This is a genomic window from Microbacterium sp. NPDC080005 (assembly GCF_040702445.1).
Lineage (GTDB): Bacteria > Actinomycetota > Actinomycetes > Actinomycetales > Microbacteriaceae > Microbacterium > Microbacterium oleivorans_D.
The window spans coordinates 398,060-416,426 of the sequence record NZ_JBFBLD010000001.1 but is presented as its reverse complement, the minus strand read 5'-3'; the positions used below and the strand labels follow the sequence as shown (position 1 = coordinate 416,426).

Genomic DNA, 18,367 nt, shown 5'->3' with positions numbered 1-18,367 from the left:
ATGACTGACGGACTGATGCTGGACCTGAGCGGCAGGACCGCGGTGGTGACCGGCTCGACGCAGGGCATTGGGCTCGCGATCGCGCGGCGTCTCGCCGAAGCGGGCGCGGACGTCGTGATCAACGGGCGCAGCGAGGAGCGGGTGTCGCAGGCGGTCGCGTCGCTGAGCGGGCTTCCGGTGCGGGGCGTCGCCGCTGACGTGACGACCGCCGAGGGTGCGCAGGCGCTGGTGGATGCCGCCGGTGGTGTCGACATCCTCGTCAACAACCTCGGCGTCTTCGGTTCGACGCCGGCGCTCGAGATCACCGATGACGAGTGGCGACGGTTCTTTGAGGTGAACGTGCTGAGCGCGGCGCGACTGACGCGGCTGGTGCTGCCCGGGATGACGGATCGCGGCTGGGGTCGCGTGCTGAACATCGCGAGCGACTCGGCGGTCGTCATCCCGGAGGAGATGATCCACTACGGCGCGTCGAAGAGCGCGCTGCTCGCGGTCTCGCGCGGCTTCGCGAAGGCGGCGGCGGGGACGGGCGTGACGGTGAACTCGGTGATCGCGGGACCGACGCACACCGAGGGCGTCGAGGACTTCGTGTACGAGATGGTCGACCGGTCGCTGGAGTGGGATGCCGCGCAGCGCGAGTTCATGCGCACCGCGCGTCCGCAGTCGCTGATCGGGCGTCTGATCGAGCCCGAGGAGATCGCGAACATGGTCGTGTACCTCGCGTCGCCGCTGGCGTCGGCGACGACCGGCGGCGCGCTGCGCGTCGACGGCGGGTACGTCGACAGCATCCTGCCCTGAAGCTGGTCGGCGCTGGTCGCGCAATGGGGAGGAGTCCCCATCGCGATTGGTTACGCGGCATCCCTACGCTGGCATGGCCCGACAATGACGATGGATGCCGCGCGGCGTGACTTCTGGGGGATGGATCGCCCCGCGCGACACATCGACGGATGCCGTGCGGCGTGAACGTGTGGGGACGGTTCACGCCGCGCGGAGCCTCGCCGTCCTGCTCGATCCCGCGGCACGGCCTCGCGTGAGTCGGGACGGCGGCTCTCAGAACGGCGCCGGATCGTGGGTGTGCGGTTTCCGCCTGGCAGGGGCGAACGCGACGGCGGGTGTGGGTGCGTCTTCGCGGTAGATCCTGCCGAGGGGTGAGGTCCATTCGAGGACGCCACCCCCGAGTTGTCGGACTCTCCAGGCGGTGAACTGCTTCATCGAATGGTGTCGCTGACACAGATGGGCGAGGTTCGACCTCTCGGTGCGCCCGCCGAGGGCGTGGTCGTGCGTGTGGTCGATCTCGGAGCGGATGGCGGGGACGCGGCATCCGGGGAATCGGCAGTGTTGGTCGCGGGCGCGCAGGTGCCGGCGCAGCGGATGCGGCACCCGGTAGGTGTCGACGGCGAGCACCGTGTGGGTGACAGGGTCGCTGACGAGGCGTTCCCACGAGGGGGTGTCGCCGGCGAGGCGCCGCGCTGTGGCCGCGTCGATCGGGGTGCGACCGACGAGGTCGCAGGGCACCTCGGCGCCGGAGAGGGCGAGCGCGGGGATGACGACCTGCACGTGGGCCCGGATTGCACCGAGCGGGCCGGCGGTGGTGTCGCGGGTGTCGTCGAGGGCTGGGGTTCCGGCGAGCAGGAGGTCGGCGAAGACGTCGGCGCGCACCTGGTCGGTGCTGCGGCCGTCGGTGCCGACGACGTCGCTCGAGCGCTCGGTCCGCGTGTCGATGATGGCGCGGGCCTGGCGGGTGAGCCGGTCGTGGATGCCTTCGGCGATGACGGTCGGGAGAGTCGCAACGAGGTCGCTCATGCCGTCGCGGCCGGGGATGAGGCGGACGGCGCGGCGGGCCGCAGCATCCTGGTGCCGTTCGGTGAAGGTGCGCGGGTGCATGCGCAACGCGAGCATCTCGATCTCGGCGCGGACGCGGTTGGGGGTGTCGCGACGGCAGCGCTGGATCGCGACAGCCTCGAACGGCAGGCGGACGTCAGCAGGGAGGTCGGCGCCGGCGTCGACGATGATGTCGACGTGCGCGCGGGTGATGGAGCCTGCGCGCCAGGCCTCGAGAGAGGCGGCGTAGTCCTCGACGATCGTGCGCGCCTGGGTGATGCGGCGCTGCACGGTGCGGTCGGTTAGGCGCATGAGCCCGCCGAGCTCGGCGGCGATCGCACGCAGCGCCATGTCGTGCGCCTGCACACGCGCGGGCGAATCAGCGGCCTGCTTCTCGGCGAGCTCGCCCGCGCGGGCGAGGACCTGCAGCTGCACGATCTGCGCCTGGGTGAGCAGCTTCTCGGCCATGACCGCCTCGTGCGCGATGTCGGCGAGGGGCGCGAGTCGCTCCCGCGTGCCGATCGTGCCGTGCCAGGTGGTCATACTCCCATTGTGGTGAGGGCCTCCGACATCGGTTTCGGATGCCGGGTCGACAGCGGGCGAGCGAGATCAGACCGCGCCGCGCGTCACTCCGCGAGCGCCTCTGCGAACGGCCGCGGCTCGCGACCCTTGGGCTGGGTGGGGCGCTCCCCCGGGTCCGGCAGCGGCGGTGTCGGCATCGTCACGTCTGCGCCGAACCTCAGCTCCACCGGCTCGCCGAAGTGCCGGATCGTCAGCGGCGCGCCGGCGCTGATGCGATAGGTCGTGGCATCCGGCGCGATCTCGAGACGCAGGGTGCGGCCGTGCCAGCGGATGCCGAACGCGAGCCCCGTCAACTGTTCCGGCAGCCGAGGGGCGAATCGCAGTCCGTCGGCCGTGTCGCGCATGCCGCCGAAGCCGGCGACGAGCGCCGTCCAGATGCCGCCGAGCGACGCGATGTGCAGGCCGTCCTCGGCGTTGCCGTGCAGGTCGTCGAGGTCGATGGTCGCGGCTTCGGCGAGGTAGTCGGCCGCGAGCCCGAGGTGCCCGACCTCGGCGGCGACGACCGCCTGGATCGCCGCCGACAGCGAGGAGTCGCGCACGGTCAGCGCCTCGTAGTAGCGGAACGCCCGCGCCTTCTCGTCCGCCGTGAACGCGTCGGTGCAGAAGAACAGTGCGAGCACGAGGTCAGCCTGCTTCAGCACCTGCTTGCGGTAGAGCTGCACGTACGGGTAGCGCTCCTGCAGCAGCTCGTCGCCGGGGGTGTCGGTCTCGAAGTCCCACCGCTCCAGCTCGGTGAACCGCGCGGCCTGCGGGTGCACGCCGCGTTCCTCGTCGTACGGCACATGCATCGCGGCGGCGGTGCGCACCCACCCGCCGATCTCGCCGTCGTCGACCCCGAGATCACGGGCGAGGTCCGGATGCCGACGCGCGGCATCCGCGGCGGCTTCGAGGTTCGCCCGGGCCATCAGGTTGGTGAAGACGTTGTCGTCGTAGAGGGCGGTGTACTCGTCGGGGCCGGTGACGCCGTCGATGTGGAAGCGACCGTCGGCGTCGGTGCGGCCGAGGGACTGCCAGAGGCGGGCGGTCTCGATCAGGATCTCGAGCCCGGCGTCGCGTTCGAAGTCGACGTCGCCGGTCGCGCGGACGTAGTGGACGACGGCGGCGGCGATGTCGGCGTTGATGTGGAAGGCGGCGGTGCTGGCGGGCCAGTATCCCGACGACTCGCGTCCGTCGATGGTGCGCCACGCGAATGCCGCTCCGCGCAGGTGCAGCTGGCGCGCACGGTCGCGGGCGTGGTCGAGGGTGGCGTGGCGCCAGCGGAGGGCTTCTCGCGCGGCATCCGGTGCGGTCGCGGTGAGGACGGGCAGGACGTAGGCCTCGAAGTCCCAGAACGTGTGGCCCGCGTAGCCTGCGCCGGTCAGCCCCTTGCCGGGGACGGAGCGCTGCTCGGCGCGCGCGGCCGCCTGGAACACCGAGAACAGCGCGAACCGCACCGCCTGCTGCAGTCGGGGCTGCCCGTCGACGCGGACGTCGGCGCAGGCCCAGAAGTCGTCGAGACCTTCGCGCTGCGCGGTGGCGAGGCCGCTCCAGCCGTCGCGCATCGCGTCGGCGACGGCGGCTTCGGCGCGGTCGCGCAGTGCGGGCGCCGACAGTCCGGTAGCCCATGCGTGCCCGACGATCTTGACGACCTCGACCCGTTCGCCGGCTGCGAGGCGTGCGCGGATGGTGGTGCGGGCGAGGTCGTCGGATGCCGCGGTGCGCACCTCGGCGGTCGCGCCCGACACGAGGTGATCCATGCTGACGGCAACGCCGATCCCACTGTTGCGGGTCTCGTGGACGAGGGTCGCGGCGCTGCCGAAGACGAAGCTGCCCGCGCTGCGCAGCGGGGTCTCGAGGATGTCCTGCACGCGCGGGTCGGGGTGCGGCTCGGGCAGGGGTTCGTTCGCGACGAGCTCGGACTGGACGGTGATCGCGACCGGGCCGTCGACGGCTTCGACCTCGTACCGGACGGCCGCGATGGACCGGTGGGCGAGCGAGACGAGGCGGGTCGAGCGGATGCGGACGGTGCCGCCGGCGGGCGAGGTCCAGGTGAGCGTGCGTTCCAGGGTGCCGGCTCGGAAGTCGAGGTGCTGCTCGTGGTCGCGGAGGGTGCCTTCGCGGATGTCGAGGGGTTCGTCGTCGACGGTGAGGCGGATGACCTGGCCGTTCGGCACGTTGATGACGCTCTGGCCCGACTCGGGGTAGCCGTAGCCGTCCTCGGCATAGGGCATCGGATGCTCCTCGAAGACGCCGTTGAGGTAGCTGCCGGGAACGCCGTGGGGCTCCCCCTCGTCGAGCAGCCCGCGCCAGCCGATGTTCCCGTTGGAGAGAGCGAAGACGGACTCGCGATGCGGCAGGCGGTCGACGTCGACGCCGCTGAGGCCGATGCTCCACGGCGCGATGTCGAAGGGCAGGGGGCGGGTCATGGTGTCACGGTAAAGCACGGTGTCTTTTCGCCTCGAAGGGTTGCAGCGGGCGACCGCGGCCGTACCCTCGCCGGCCGTCATCCCGCCCGCTTCGTCGCCGGGAGTCGCTGCGGGTAGCGTCGTCGCATGGCCAGCGATGACATCGACCCCGCAGAGACGCCGCTCGCCGAATGGGTGGACCGTCTCGCCCAGGCGAAGGGCGCGCCGGGCGGAGGCGCTGCCTGCGGCGTCATGACGGCTATCGCCGCGGGGCTGCTCGGGATGGTGGCGGCCTACACTGCCGACGACCTCGAGGCTCGACAGGCTGAGCATCGACTCAGCGACAAGCGGCGCCTGGCGATGGAGGTCGCCGAGGAGGACGGCGTCCGGTCCGCGGCCTTCGGAGCGGCTCTTGCGATGGACCAGGGTCCCGACCGGGAGCGGGCGGTCCGGGAGGCGACGGTCGATGCCGTCGCGTCGGCGCTGGACGTCGGCCGGGTCGCGGCATCCCTTCTCGAGGAGGTCCGGCTGCTGTCTGAGATCGGCAATCCGCACGTCGAGGCGGATCTCCGCGTCGCGGTGGAGGCTCTGCGGGCGGCGCTCGAGGGCACGAACCACACGGCGCGAGCCAATCTCGACCTCTTGTCCAGGCATCGGACAGCGGACGACCACCTCGACCCACAGGTTGCCGATTTCGAACGGGACCTCGTCGATCTTGGCGAGACGCGAGCGGAGTGCAACCGCATCGCGGCGGGGTGGGCGTCCGAGTAGGACCGGGTAGCCGGCTGGACTGATCTTTAGACTCAGCTCGATGACCTCGGAAGCTTCCTCGATGGGTGCCGTTCGCGGCACCCCCGTTCCGCCGACTGCGTTCGGCACCGTTGCTGGCGCTGCGGTGATCGCGGAGTGCCTTCGCACACAAGCGGAGGCCCGACCACGCTCGTGGCTTGCTCGACTGCTCGGCCGCTCTCCGTTGTCCGATGCATCCCGCTCCTGGTACCTCGGTGCGTTGGGTGAGTTGGAGGTCGCGCGTCGGCTCGCGTCATTGGGCGACGGTTGGACGGTCGTTCACTCCGTCCCGGTGGGTACGCGCGGTAGTGACATCGACCATGTCGTCGTCGGGGCCGCCGGCGTCTTCACCATCAACACGAAGCACCAGGAGGGCGCTCGAGTCGGGCTCGGACGCCGCCGCCTGTTCGTCAATGGCCAGCCGAAGGACCATCTTCGGAACGCGCGGTACGAGGCGCGCCGGACTGAGAAGCTCCTGACCGCTGCGACAGGGAGACCTGTTCCGGTAGCGGCTGTCGTTGTCATCGTCGGCGCGAGGCAGGTGAGCGTCCGAGAACAGCAGGAGGACGTGACGGTGCTCGAGGCGAGCGACCTCCTCCGTTGGTTGAAGCGGCGGAAGCCGCGCGTCGATGCGGGTCAGCTATCGACACTGAACGACGTGGTACGAGCCCGCGAGACGTGGACCAGCGAAGTGGCGGCCGCGACCGACTCAGCCGGATTCGCTGCCCTGCAGCGTGAGGTCGTGACCGCGAAACGCGTGCGCATGCTGTGGGGCGCCGCGGTCTCCCTCGGCATCATCGGCGTCGCCGGACCGGCAGCGACCGGTCTCTACTCCAGCCTCCTCTGCTAACGACTCGCGCGGCGCGATGCTCGCGCCCGCACGCCACCTCAGCCGAGCTGCACCATCTCCGCGCTGCGCTCCCACAGTTCCTGCGCGAGGCGCGGATCGGTCGCGAGCCGGTGCGTCTTCGTCACGCGATCGTTCTCGTAGTAGGCACCGGGCAGCCAGTCCTCGCGCGGGGTGCCGTCGGCGAGGAACACGAGGCGCTTGCCACCCTCCTCCGTCGTCGTCAGCACACGGCGCGCGAGGGGGCTGTGGTACATCCACCGCAGCGCGCCGCCCGTGTTGCCGGCGAAGTTCGTCGCGACCACGCCGGGGTGGAACGCGACCGCCGAGACGCCGTCACTCCCCCACCGCCGCTGCAGCTCGCGCGTGAACAAGATGTTCGCGAGCTTCGCGTTGCCGTACGCCCGCCAGCCCGAGTAGCGGCGCGCGGCGTTGAGGTCGGTGACGTCGAAGCGCGAGAACAGCCGCGCCGCCGCGCTCGCGGTCTGGATGACGGATGCCTCGCTCTCGACCAGCCGCTCGCGCAGCAGGTTCGTGAGCAGGAACGGCCCGAGGTGGTTCACCTGGAAGGTCTGCTCGAACCCGTCGCCCGTCAGCTGCCGCTTACCGAACACCCCGCCCGCGTTGTTCGCGAGCACGTCGATCCGCGAGTACGCATCCAGCAGCTCCCCTGCCAGCCGGCGCACCTGCGCCAGGTCGGAGAAGTCCGCCAGGTGGTACGGCGTGCCGAGCTCAGCCGCGACCGCCCGCGTCTTCTTCGGCGAACGCCCGACGAGGACGACACGGTGACCCCGAGCGACGAGCTGACGGGATGCCGCGGCCCCGATCCCGTCGCTGGCTCCGGTGATGACGATGGTGCGCATGGGGTGAGTGTCACACGGGTGGCGAATGAGGCGAAACCATTGACGGCACGGCTGCCCGGTGCAGGGCCCCAGTATCCGTCACCGACTCATCGCGCGTCCCGTGAAGCGGAACCCAAACCTCTCATCGTCACCGAACCACGTGGGGAAGTTCGTGCCCCACACATCGTTGTGGTGGTTCACATCCCACCCGAGGGACAGGTCGGGCTGGCGGTTGTCGAACGTCAGGAGCCTGCCTTCGCCGGGTGCCATGAGGGGCGCGTCGAAAGTTTCGAGCAGGTTGTCGGCATCCGCTCCTCGGTAGCGCACGCCGGTGCCGACGGCGTGCAGGGTGCGGTTGCCGTCGCGGACCACGGTGAGCGGTACCGTAGTAGAGTCTCCGCTGCGCGCGAAGACGGCGTCGCGGACGGTGGGAGTGAACAGCCGATGCTGCGGTATTGGGGGGACGGCGGCTCCCGGATGTCGAACTCGGCTGTGGCCGACTCGACTACTCTTCCCCTTGTCATGCCCGAATGCGAGACGCATGGGCGGCTACCGTTCACTTGTGGGCAGCGCAACAGGAGACAGTGCAATGACTGATGACGGCGCATTGCTTGACTGTTACCGACTTGTGCCAACCCTGGAGATGTACGGCGTCGGGCTGTTTGACAGCGCTGTGACCGTGCTGAGCCAACAGGTCCGGGCGCTCAATCTTGTGTGGGCGCTCGAGCACGCGGACTTGCTGGCGCCGGAGAAGCGGCCTCGGATTGCCGTCATCGGCGCAGGATTTGCAGGGTTGTCGTTTGTAGCCGGCCTCGCGGGCAAGGATATTCCGGCGGACGTCACCATCCTCGAGCAAAGGGACTCCATTCTGCCCCTGCAGCAAGGCGCGGACTCTCGTTGGCTTCATCCCCACATCTATGACTGGCCAGCTCCCGGGAGCCAAGCGTCATCTGCTGGGCTACCCGTCCTGAACTGGACGGCGGCCCGAGCTAGCGATGTCGTAGTCCAAGTCGAGTCTGCCTGGCGCGAATTGCTCGCCACCGTCAAGGAGGAGTTCTCCGCGCGCTTGTTCTGCAATGTGGGCCGTAGTCGGGTCGATCGGGTTGAGGACAAGTTCGTCATCGAGTGGATAGGTCAGGAGAGGGATGTCCGCGAACCTGCCAGGGTGAAGGGCGAAGATGCACGGAGTGGCAACCGCGAGACCTTCGACCTGGTTGTGTTGGCTACGGGGTTCGGCACCGAGGTTGATGGAGCGTTCTCATATTGGAGGAACGAAACACTGGCCCAACCTGCGCTAGACAGAACCAGGACTGACTATCTGGTCTCTGGATACGGAGACGGCGGCTGGATTGACCTCTTCCGCTTGCGGATTATGAACTTCAGGCAAGACAGGATTCTCGGAGAGTTGTTCGAGGGGATGACGAGCTTCGTGGGGGCGCTTCGCGAAGTGAAAGCCACACTCGAACCTGGCGCCAGCGCGATTCCCGCGTTCGAGGAGGCTTGGCAAGCTCATCAGACCGATGCACAGCTAGCGGAGTCGCGGCTGCGGCGACGGCTGCGTCACGACACCGCTGCCGTTATGCAGCTTCGGGAGAATTATGGGCTGGTGGAACTCTTCGAGGGGCGTCGTGTCTCGTTCCAGAACCAGCTACTTGCATGGATGCTGTTCGTCGTCGGAGGATTTGATTTGCGCGCGGGTGATCTGGAAGGCATCAAGGAGGCAGAGGCGATCGGCGGCGACCACGTTGTGCTCAGGCACGGACCCAAGCCGTTTGAGAATCTTGCGCGCGTGTTGGGCGGCGACCTACGGAAAACGGTAATGACGCCTGACAACGAGCCGGTCGACCCTGACCTTCGGACCCGGTGTCGACAGGACGACTCCGTCCGATGGGGTGGAGGCTACTTCGACCGGCCGCTCGGGGTGCCGCTGCCCGATGAGAAGGCGCATTGGAACCGCGAGCATCTCCCGGCAGTGACGAGGGTGCTCGCGGCAGGAGTGTGCGGTGCTATCGCAGATCACCTTGCTCAGACGCATGATGCGTCCCGACGTCTCCGCGTGACGTTGCATCGAGCGGTCGCGATTGGGAATGAGACAGTGCTTCAGCAGTGCTGCGATTATCGGGGTCTAAATCTCGAGGATCAGGAGTCCACCGCAGGTCGTACCTTCCCGACCAGGAACGGATTGATCGGACAGGCATTCCTAACGCGGCGGACAGTGAAGTCCCGCACAGGAAGCAGGTCGGACGAGGTGAGAGCCAACATGGATCACCTGGAGTTGGAGTCTGCGGCGCGGCCGATGTCGGCCGACGTGCGGTCGCTTCTGGCGATCCCAGTGCTGCAGGAATCTGCGTCGGCAGTGGTCGGCGTGATCTTCCTCGACAGTTACGTCGAGGGGTTTTTTGACGACAACGCTCTCGTCGACGAAGTTAGGGTCATCTGCGAGGGGTTCCTGCGCGGGCTACTCGATGAGTTGCCACGCACCGATCGAACGTTGTCCAACGTGGAGTACTGGTCGGGCTCACACGAGATCGATTCGCAACCGCAGGCAGATGTGGAGGGTGACTCCCTTGAGTCCCTCGCAACCCGCCCGGTGTCGGTCGCCGAAGCTAGACTCAATATCGACCTAGTGAGCTTCATCGAACCGGGGGGAGGACATGGTGCTTCATGAACTGAAGAGCTGGCCAACCTTCTTCGGCCCGTTATCAACTGGAGTTCGCACCCACGAGTTGCGCCGCAATGACCGTGATTTCCGAGTCGGTGACCAGCTCCTGCTCAAGGAATACCGTCCCGACGAGGGTGAATTCACAGGAGCTGAGCTAATGCTCGATGTCACATCCATCACATCAGCTCAGGTTCCATGCGCCGTCTCGGCTGAGGGCCTGCACCAAGACTTCTGCATCCTCTCGGTTCGCCGGCATAGCGTCGTCTCCTAGCGCCCTGGGCGATCACCGGCTGAGCTCATCGACGCCGGACTACGTCCTCGCGAATCAACTTGACGACAGTCCACACGTGGCCCGCGCGAGTCACAGATATCGTTTGATGTGCCGCAGACGGATGCACCCGACGCCGCCACGACGCCAGCGCCGCGGGCGCGACGCGCGGCATCTTTGTTCCACCCGCGCCGGCGTGACCGGTCATCTTAAAAGCCCCTCCGTGCTGGCGATAGCGGACGCGGCACCGCTTAGCGACGCAGCGCTGAATCTTCCGCTGCAGGATGTGGACCACTCGTCCGCGTCAACGATCGCCCGCCAGCAATCAGGTCCAGGTGGAGGGCTCGCGGGTATGTCGCAGTGAATGGAATGCGCGCACGGGTGACCGAACTCGGACCGATCGCTTCGGTCTCGTCGCGGAGGCGCGCCCCTTGCCACACCTTATCGAGATCGGCCGGTTCGATCGGGCGCACCACCACCCGCGCACGGCGGGCGATCTGCTGCAGCACTTCTACGCTCGGCGGGGAGCCGCCGTGCGACGCCAACCGCTGCGCGATCAGACGAGCGCGGTTGGCTTCGATCTGCGCCGATCAACGCAAGACGAGCGAGACGACGCAGGCGCGTTGGGCGTTCTCGCCGGTGTGGGCGAGCATGTACCTGTACCGGGCGAGTACGGCGGCGCGGGCGGCGAGATCGCCCTCGACGTTGACGGCCATGTGCAGCCTGATCGCGATGCGCGAGTTGAGCTTCGACCACTGCCGTCCGCGCTGAGCGCCTTGATGTTGGATGTCAGCCCTCGGCAATGTCCGCTACGACGAGGACTCGCGTGAGGGGAATGACGGCACGCCACGACTCGGGTAGTTCCGAATAGTTTTCGAGCACCATCGTGACGACATCCTCGCCGGACAAAAGTCGGAGTCCAGGGCGTTGCCGCTCGATCGCAAGAGCATCACGCGAGTAGCTTCCGAGAGTTACGAACAGAGAGAGCTCGCCTGGACCCTGCGTGCCTATGAGCTGTTGGACGTCAGGTGCGCCCACTGTGCCTGTGCGGTGTTTGCACTGAACCTTGATCTGGGGTGGTTCGACTCCGAGGGGGTCGCGGTGCGCGATCACGTCGACTCCGCCGTCCTGGGAGTACTGAGTCACTCGTGCTTGGTAACCAACCGCGCGCAGCAGCGCCGCCGTGAACTCCTCGAAGTCCTGGTGGCTTAGTTTCCTATGCAGAGTCTCGAGTACGAAGTCACGAGTGTGTCGCTCGATTCGGGATGCTCGCGGCTCATCGGCTTCGTCATCGCTCGCCGATTGGTCTGCCGCCAGGTCGATTGTCTTGGCGAGCTCATCCAAGGAATCCTCCGGGCTGTCCAACGCGGCGAGGAATTCATCCCCGTGACGACGGACGCGGAACACTGCGAGTACAGAACCTATTTCGTACAACGCAGCCTGGGAGAAAACGGTGCGCGGGAGACCGACGCGCTTCCATTCCACACGGCGCCTGTGCTTGTGTGTCTCTGCAGTCGGTTCGAAGTAATACTCGCTCACCACGAGCCCGAGGTTGATGGTGGAGTCGGGCTTGTAGGGGGCCACGATGACATCACCCACACGCATTTCATCGCGAAAGCGGGTGAGCACACCTGCCTGCCCCGCGATCGAGCGCGGTTTGGCGTCGGGCTCCGCTTCTGTGAGCGCGCCCTTCAGGCCTTCACGCCCTCCACCAATGGATTGCAGATCACCCAGGTTGTCCCAACCGAGACTGATGAACCCCTCGTCCACGAGCTCGGTCGTGAGGGTGTTGTTGTGGACTCCCCAGATGTTCACGCATCGCCTCCCGCGGGGCTCGAAGTTGCCTTGGCTTTCAAGTGCTCGTAAAGCATCGCGGGCAGCGCCTTGCTCAGGTCGGAGAACAGCCCGCCTTCGCCGAACAGGTCGTCGATGAAGGCCGGCGTCTCGTCCCGCACGCTGAGCAGCGCCTTGGTGAACGCCTTCGGCAGCGCCGGCGACTCGGCAAACTGCTGCGGACTGTTCACCGCTGCCTGGTTGGCAAGATCGACGTCCAACGCAAGCTTCCCCACAATGTGGTTCATCTGCAGGTCGATGACGCCGACGCCGTACTTATCGCCAAGGCGTTCGTTGAGCTTCTGGATGATTTCCTCGAGTGCGCTGCGATGCTTCTCGTGGATCGCGCCCGATCCGATCGCCGTGATCGGATCCAGCCCCGGACCCTGCTCGAGATTCAGCTTCACGGACTCGCCCGCGCTGATCTTGTAGCCGACAAGGGTGACATCCGAGATGTCGACGGGTTCGAGGAGCGTCGCGGTCGAAAGTTGCGGAAGGATGCGGCGGAAGAAGTAGTGCCGGCGCGGCAGGTCGGTGTCTTCGAGGTTGCGGGCCTGCGAGATGAAGTCGTAGAACTTCACAAAGTTGCCTACATCCGCCTTGAACAGGCGCAGCTCGTCTTGCTCGGCCTTGTCATCATCGAGCACCGCGGCGACCCAGCGCTTCTGGAACCGATCCACGGCCGGCTTCGTGGCCGCCGACACCTTCGAGTTCGCATTGACCCCACCGAAGAGGGCAGCGTCGAACGCCTGCTCAACCTCCGACATGTCATAGATCCCCGACGAGTCAAGCTTGACGACAAGGTCGTAAATCAGGTTTGGGTCGGTCGTCGCGGTGAGCGTCGCCTTCCTGTAGTACGGCAGGAACGCGTCCAGCACCTCCTGAGGGTCGTTTACGAAGTCGAGGACAAACGTCTTGTCTTTGCCCGGATAGGTCCGGTTCAACCTCGACAGAGTCTGCACGGCCTGGACGCCACCGAGTCTCTTGTCGACGTACATCGCAACGAGTCGAGGCTGGTCAAACCCGGTCTGAAACTTCTCCGCGACGATCATCACGTTGAACGTCGCCGGCTTGAACGCCTCCGAGAGATCCGACGGCACCCCCGGGTTCTGGGTGCGCTCCGTCAGCCCCTCACCGACATCCTCCGGATCCTCGACCGTGCCCGAGAACGCGACCAGCGATCGCACACCCTGCATTCCCGCATCTGCGATGTAGGCGTCGAGGTACTTCTTCCACCGCACGGCCTCCACTCGCGAGCCTGTGACCACCATCGCCTTCGCCTTGTGGTCCAACAGTGGCTGCACGAAGGTGCGGAAATGGTCGACGACGATCTTCGCCTTCTGGCTGATGTTCGTTGGATGCAGTCGCACGTACTGCACAAGCGCCTTCACCGCCGTCGACTCGTCGACCTCGCCGCCATCGTCGTAGTCGGAGTCGGGATGCTGAAGCTTCCACGCCACTTTGTACGGGGTGTAGTTCTGCAAGACGTCGAGGATGAAGCCCTCCTCGATCGCCTGCTGCATCGAGTACAGGTCGAACGGCTCCGGCGTCGCATCCGGGCCCGCATCCTCCGGGACTCGCCCGAACAGCTCGAGGGTCTTTGCCTTGGGGGTCGCGGTGAACGCGAAGTAAGAGATATTGGGAGCAGCTGCGGTGACCTCCATCGCCCACTGCAGATACGCCTCCGCGTTGATCGGTGCGCCTTCCGCGGCCGCGGCCTGCTCGTCCGGTGAGAGCACCTTGGTCAGCGCGCCGGCGGTCGATCCGGTCTGAGATGAGTGGGCCTCGTCCGCGATCACCGCGAACCGGCGCCCCTGCAACTCCGGCAGGGTCTGGATCGCGGTGATGAGCGCCTCGAACGACTGAATCGTCACGATCACGATGTTCTTGCCACCGGTCAACGCTGCGGCGAGCTGCTTCGACTTCGACTCCCCCGCATCCTTCGTGATCGACTGCACCACGCCGGCCTGCTTCTCGAACTGGCCGATCGCATCCTGCAGCTGCTTGTCCAGCACCGTCCGGTCGGTAACCACCACGACCGTGTCGAACACCCGTGCGTTGTGGTCGTCGTGGAGCTGGGAGAGACGGTGCGCGAGCCACGAGATCGAGTTCGTCTTTCCCGATCCCGCCGAGTGCTGCACCAGGTACCGGTTGCCCGCACCTTCAGCCCGCGCCGCCTCGACAAGCCGCGTCACGGCGCGCCACTGGTGGTATCGGGGGAACAGCACCTTCTCCGACTTCGATTTCTTACCCGTGTCGGGATCGACGTCGACCTCGACCTGTAGGTGCACGAACGAAGCCAGCAGCTGCAACCAGGTGTCGCGCTGCAGGATCTCCTCCCAGAAGTAGGAGGATGCGGAGCCGTCAGGGTTGGCCGGGTTCCCCGCTCCCTCATCCGCACCCCTATTGAAGGGCAAGAACCGAGTCGCGGCTCCTGCGAGCTTCGTCGTCATCCGCACCTCGGAATTTGACACTACGAAATGCACGAGCGACCGCTTGGCAAACCCGAACAACGGCTCACCCGTCGGCGACCGGTCGAACCGGTACTGGTCCACCGCGTTGTCGATCGCCTGCGTGAAGTCCGTCTTCAACTCCACTGTCGCGACCGGGATGCCGTTGACGAACAGCACCAGATCCAACGCCTTGTTCGGATGCTTCGCCGAGTAGTGGACCTGACGCATCACCCGCACCCGCATCTTCGCGTAGGTGTCAAGCGTTTCAGGGTTGTTGGTCGTCGCCGGCCGGAACTGCGCCAGACGGAACTTCACCGCACCACCATGCATCGGCACGATCGAGAAGCCCTCGTGCAGAATCCGGATCGTCCCGCCGTTCTTCAAGGGGTCCAGATCCAGCGACTTCGCGAGCCGATTCAGGATGCTGTCGCCCGCGCCGTTTCGCTGTGCCTCGGTGTCTTCGGGGCGGACGACCTTCGCGAACTCGGTCGGCTGCGAATCCTTGAGCCAGCCGAGCACGTCCTCGGGAAACAGCGCGAGCTCACGGTCGTAGCCGGCGTCGGTCGGCGAGTACAGCCAGCCGTTCGCTGCAAGGTGCTCGGCGATCTCGTTCTCCAGCACCGACTCCAGATGTGCCCCCGCAATGCCGCTCATGCAGCCACCCCCACGTCGATCTTGCCCGTCACCGCCGCCGAAATCAGCGCGGCACGACGTTCACGCATCAACTCGATGGATCGCCGCGCGGCGTTAAGAGCGGTGTCGATCGCTGAATGTTGATCTTGAATGTGCTCCACGATGCGTGCCTGCGTGCACAGGTCCGGGAAGGCAATGGTGAAGTTGCCGACCTGCCGTTCGCTCATGTGGGGCACGCTGACACCGGTGAAATCGGGCTCTATGTACATCGCGAACCCACCCCATGCCAACGAGTACTCAAGGTAGTCATTGCGAACACGGGTGCCTCTGAGTCGGAGCACTCGTTGAACGAGCAGCGCGCCGGCGTCCCCTTGACCTACCGAGGCGACACGGAGTCCCCCGCTGATCACCGGCCGGTCCATCCCGAGCACGAGATCACCTTCGTTGAGCCTGTAGCGGCTCTCAACATATCGTGGCGGGTTGTCGACCCCGACCGTCTCCCCCCACGAGATGGATCCCACTCCGACGTTGATGCCGCGGAGCAAGCGCGTCGCCCCGCTATCGTGAACGAAATCGCCGCTCGCGAACGCGAACCCGGGAAGAGAGCGAACAGCGAACTTGACCCGCACGACTTCCCAGTCTTCCGGAATCCTGCCGAGCCATCCGAATCCTGACTCCTTTAGTGCCGCGGACTCCTCGATGCCGCGCGTCACCGCTTGGGCAGTAACAGCAGCGCGGCGTTCGGTGAGGAGGGTGATGAGTTCCTCGTTCTTAGCGATGAACGCGTCGATCTGCGCCGTCTCCCGATCCAGGTAGTCCGCAATCGCCCGCTGCGCATCGATGCCCGGAACCCACACTTTGATGTTCCGAACCTCACCCCAGTCCGCCCGCGGCATCTTCGCCCCGTAGACGGAGGCGATCACCGGCTCAAGGAAGGGCTCGGACAGGACCAGGTAGGCGAGGTACCGGCTCGTCATCAGATTTGGAACCGGACGGTAGACGTGGAAGTCGCCCACCGCATCGCCGTCCGTGTCCGCGAGCCAGGCCTTGCGTAGGTTCGGACGGAGCTTGCCGAACAGCACGTCGCCGCGACGGAAGCTAATCCCGTCGCCGTCGTACTGCACGTCGGGGTCGAAGCTCAGTCGACCGGTCGCCTTCTCGACTGCTTCGAGACCAATCCGGAACTCGCTCCGAATCGTGGACCTTTCAGTGGCCAGCCGCACGGTACGGCCGAAGGCAACCTCGCTCACCGCTCCACCTCGACGAGCATTGTGCGGAGTTGGTCCATGACGGCATCGAGGTCGCGGTCGATCTCCTCGAGCGGGCGCGGCGGGATGTATTGGTAGAAGTGGCGGGCGAAGGGGATCTCCGCGCCTTCCTTGGTCTTGGAGTGGTCGACCCATGCGTCGGGCGCGTACGGAAGGACTTCGCGGGCGACGTAGGTGTCGACATCCTCGTCCCAGGGCACGTTCTCGGTGTCGCGGAGCGACGCGTCCGGTTCCGGGTTCCCCTTTGGATCGGTGCAGGTGTCGGCGGTGTCGTCCTGCTCGCCGAGCTCCGTCGTCACGACCTTAAGCAGCGGCGCGGGGAGGGTAAGGCTCTCGGCTTTCGCGGCATCTTTCAGCACCTTCTGGAATTCGGCCCGGTTCTTCCAGACCGTTTCGGTTCCGAGCCGGTCGAGCGCAGCACGCAAGGCTGCGGCATGCGCCTCGCTCAGTTTCTGGATGGCCTTGGTGTCGAAGACGGTGTCGATGCGTTCGGGGGTGGCGTGCCAGTTGAGCTTGAGGGGGCGTTCGACGGTGACGCTGCGGTAGAGGAAGTCCTCGTTTCCGAAGATCTTCGAGTGCTCGCCCTCCTCAAACCCGGCGTATAGGCCGACAATGGTCTCGATGTTCTTCGGGGAGAGTTCGTTGCGCTTGGAGCCGAGCCCTTTGCGGAGCTTGGTGAACATCTCCCGACCGTCGATGAGCTGCACACGGCCCTTGCGGTTTTCGTCCTTGCGGTTGGTGAGGACCCAGATGTAGGTGGAGATGCCGGTGTTGTAGAACATGTCCTTCGGCAGCCCGATGATCGCCTCGACGAGGTCGTTGTCGAGCAGCCACTTGCGAATGTTCGACTCGCCGCCGCCGGCACCGCCGGAGAACAGCGGCGACCCGTTGAGGACGATCGCCATGCGGGAGCCGCCGTCTTCGGGCTTGCGCATCTTCGACACCAGATGCAGCAGGAACAGCATCGCGCCGTCGCTGACGGCGGGAGTGCCGGGGCCGAAGCGTCCGTTGAAGCCGAGTTTGGTGTGTTCGTCGTCGACGTAGGTGCGCTGGTCTTTCCAGTCGACGCCGAACGGCGGGTTGGACAGGCCGTAGTCGAACTTCTTGTCGTCGAAGTGGTCTTCGGTGAGGGTGTCGCCGAGGGCGATGTTGTCGACGCCCTGGCCCTTGATGACCATGTCGGCCTTGCAGATCGCGTACGAGGCGTCGTTGTAGTCCTGCCCGTACAGGCTCAGCTGGATCCCCGGATTCAAGGTTCGGAGGTACTCGTCGGCGACCGACAGCATGCCGCCGGTGCCGGCGGTCGGATCGTAGATGGACCGCACCACCCCCGACTTCGACAGGGCGTCGTCGTCGAGCGCGAACAGCAGCTCGACCATGAGCTTGATGACTTCGCGGGGGGTGTAGTGGTCGCCGGCAGTCTCGTTCGACTTCTCGTTCGCGAAGCGGATCAGCTCCTCGAACACCAGACCCATTTGGATGTTGCTGACCGTGCGGGGGTGGAAGTCGGCCTGCGCGAACTTCTCCGTCACCGCGAACAGCTTGTTCTTCTCCGCCAGCTTGTTCAGCGTCTTGTCAAACTCGAACCGCTCGAAGATGTCCCGCACGTTCGGGGAGAACCCGGCCAGGTATGCGGAGAGGTTCGCACGGAGGTCGGCCGGGTCGGCGACCAGCTTGGCGAAGTCGAACGGGGAAGTGTTGTAGAACTGGTGGCCGGCCGCCTCGGCGAGCTTGATCGTCTGGAGCATCTCGGGGAGCGACTCGATGCCCTTCGCCGCCTCGAGGACGGCGGGTTTGGTGTCGGCGAGTACCGCATCCAGGCGGCGGAGCACGGTGAACGGCAGCACGACCGATCCGTACTCCGAGGGCTTGAACGGGCCGCGAAGAGACTCGGCGATATTCCAAATGAAGGCGACGTGATTCACCACAGGTGGGCACTCCTGCTGTAGAGCTCGAAGATCGAACGGCCGAGCGGCCGCGATTCATTC

General features: G+C 66.1%; 14 protein-coding genes. 5 read left to right on the top strand and 9 right to left on the bottom strand.

The window, feature by feature from the left end; translation table 11 throughout:
- The first annotated feature begins 12 nt into the window (after window positions 1–12).
- Window positions 13–795 (top strand): SDR family oxidoreductase, encoded by a 783-nt coding sequence (locus AB0259_RS01995; protein WP_366221408.1) that lies wholly within the window; start codon window positions 13–15, stop codon window positions 793–795.
- Window positions 796–1,047: 252 nt separating this feature from the next.
- Here the strand turns inward: AB0259_RS01995 and AB0259_RS01990 are convergent, their stop codons facing one another.
- Both AB0259_RS01990 and AB0259_RS01985 read right to left on the bottom strand, forming a co-directional pair.
- A complete protein-coding gene (locus AB0259_RS01990; protein ID WP_366220981.1) occupies window positions 1,048–2,361 on the bottom strand; it encodes a DUF222 domain-containing protein in 1,314 nt (437 codons plus the stop codon).
- An 83-nt stretch (window positions 2,362–2,444) separates the two neighbouring features.
- Window positions 2,445–4,805 (bottom strand): glycosyl hydrolase family 65 protein, encoded by a 2,361-nt coding sequence (locus tag AB0259_RS01985; RefSeq protein WP_366220982.1) that lies wholly within the window; start codon window positions 4,803–4,805, stop codon window positions 2,445–2,447.
- Window positions 4,806–4,931: 126 nt separating this feature from the next.
- On the opposite strand from AB0259_RS01985, the gene AB0259_RS01980 reads away from it, so the two are divergent.
- Together AB0259_RS01980 and AB0259_RS01975 are read left to right on the top strand one after the other, a co-directional pair.
- Window positions 4,932–5,555 (top strand): cyclodeaminase/cyclohydrolase family protein, encoded by a 624-nt coding sequence (locus AB0259_RS01980; protein ID WP_366220983.1) that lies wholly within the window; start codon window positions 4,932–4,934, stop codon window positions 5,553–5,555.
- Between the two features lie 40 nt (window positions 5,556–5,595).
- A complete protein-coding gene (locus AB0259_RS01975) occupies window positions 5,596–6,423 on the top strand; it encodes a nuclease-related domain-containing protein (protein ID WP_366235752.1) in 828 nt (275 codons plus the stop codon).
- A 38-nt stretch (window positions 6,424–6,461) separates the two neighbouring features.
- Here AB0259_RS01975 and AB0259_RS01970 read toward each other — a convergent pair whose 3' ends face one another.
- Both AB0259_RS01970 and AB0259_RS01965 read right to left on the bottom strand, forming a co-directional pair.
- Window positions 6,462–7,283 carry an SDR family NAD(P)-dependent oxidoreductase gene (locus AB0259_RS01970; RefSeq protein ID WP_366220984.1) on the bottom strand — a complete coding sequence of 274 codons (822 nt, stop codon included), beginning with the start codon at window positions 7,281–7,283 and terminating at the stop codon, window positions 6,462–6,464.
- 78 nt (window positions 7,284–7,361) lie between these two features.
- Complete coding sequence (locus AB0259_RS01965; protein ID WP_366220987.1) at window positions 7,362–7,634, bottom strand: hypothetical protein; 273 nt, start codon at window positions 7,632–7,634, stop codon at window positions 7,362–7,364.
- A gap of 217 nt (window positions 7,635–7,851) precedes the next feature.
- Here AB0259_RS01965 and AB0259_RS01960 point away from each other — a divergent pair, with 217 nt between their 5' ends.
- The gene (locus AB0259_RS01960; protein ID WP_366220988.1) at window positions 7,852–9,930 is read left to right on the top strand and encodes a hypothetical protein; all 2,079 of its coding nucleotides are present in this window, start codon (window positions 7,852–7,854) and stop codon (window positions 9,928–9,930) included.
- The gene (locus tag AB0259_RS01955) at window positions 9,917–10,195 is read left to right on the top strand and encodes a DUF3850 domain-containing protein (RefSeq protein WP_366220989.1); all 279 of its coding nucleotides are present in this window, start codon (window positions 9,917–9,919) and stop codon (window positions 10,193–10,195) included. Before AB0259_RS01960 ends, AB0259_RS01955 begins: the two co-directional genes overlap by 14 nt.
- Before the next feature lie 587 nt (window positions 10,196–10,782).
- On the opposite strand, the gene AB0259_RS01950 is transcribed toward AB0259_RS01955, so the two are convergent.
- The 5 genes from AB0259_RS01950 to AB0259_RS01930 all read right to left on the bottom strand — a co-directional run bounded on the left by AB0259_RS01950 (window position 10,783) and on the right by AB0259_RS01930 (window position 18,307).
- Entirely contained in the window at window positions 10,783–10,908 is a 126-nt protein-coding gene (locus AB0259_RS01950; protein ID WP_366220991.1) for a hypothetical protein, read from the bottom strand.
- Window positions 10,909–10,981: 73 nt separating this feature from the next.
- Window positions 10,982–12,007, bottom strand: coding sequence for a restriction endonuclease (locus AB0259_RS01945; RefSeq protein WP_366220992.1), 1,026 nt, complete (start codon window positions 12,005–12,007; stop codon window positions 10,982–10,984).
- Window positions 12,004–15,132: a DEAD/DEAH box helicase family protein gene (locus tag AB0259_RS01940; RefSeq protein WP_366220993.1), complete on the bottom strand. Its 3,129-nt coding sequence runs from the start codon at window positions 15,130–15,132 to the stop codon at window positions 12,004–12,006. Before AB0259_RS01940 ends, AB0259_RS01945 begins: the two co-directional genes overlap by 4 nt.
- Window positions 15,129–16,361 carry a hypothetical protein gene (locus AB0259_RS01935; RefSeq protein ID WP_366220994.1) on the bottom strand — a complete coding sequence of 411 codons (1,233 nt, stop codon included), beginning with the start codon at window positions 16,359–16,361 and terminating at the stop codon, window positions 15,129–15,131. The genes AB0259_RS01940 and AB0259_RS01935 overlap by 4 nt, the downstream gene beginning before the upstream one ends.
- The gene (locus AB0259_RS01930; RefSeq protein ID WP_366220995.1) at window positions 16,358–18,307 is read right to left on the bottom strand and encodes a class I SAM-dependent DNA methyltransferase; all 1,950 of its coding nucleotides are present in this window, start codon (window positions 18,305–18,307) and stop codon (window positions 16,358–16,360) included. The genes AB0259_RS01935 and AB0259_RS01930 overlap by 4 nt, the downstream gene beginning before the upstream one ends.
- Window positions 18,308–18,367 lie beyond the last annotated feature (60 nt).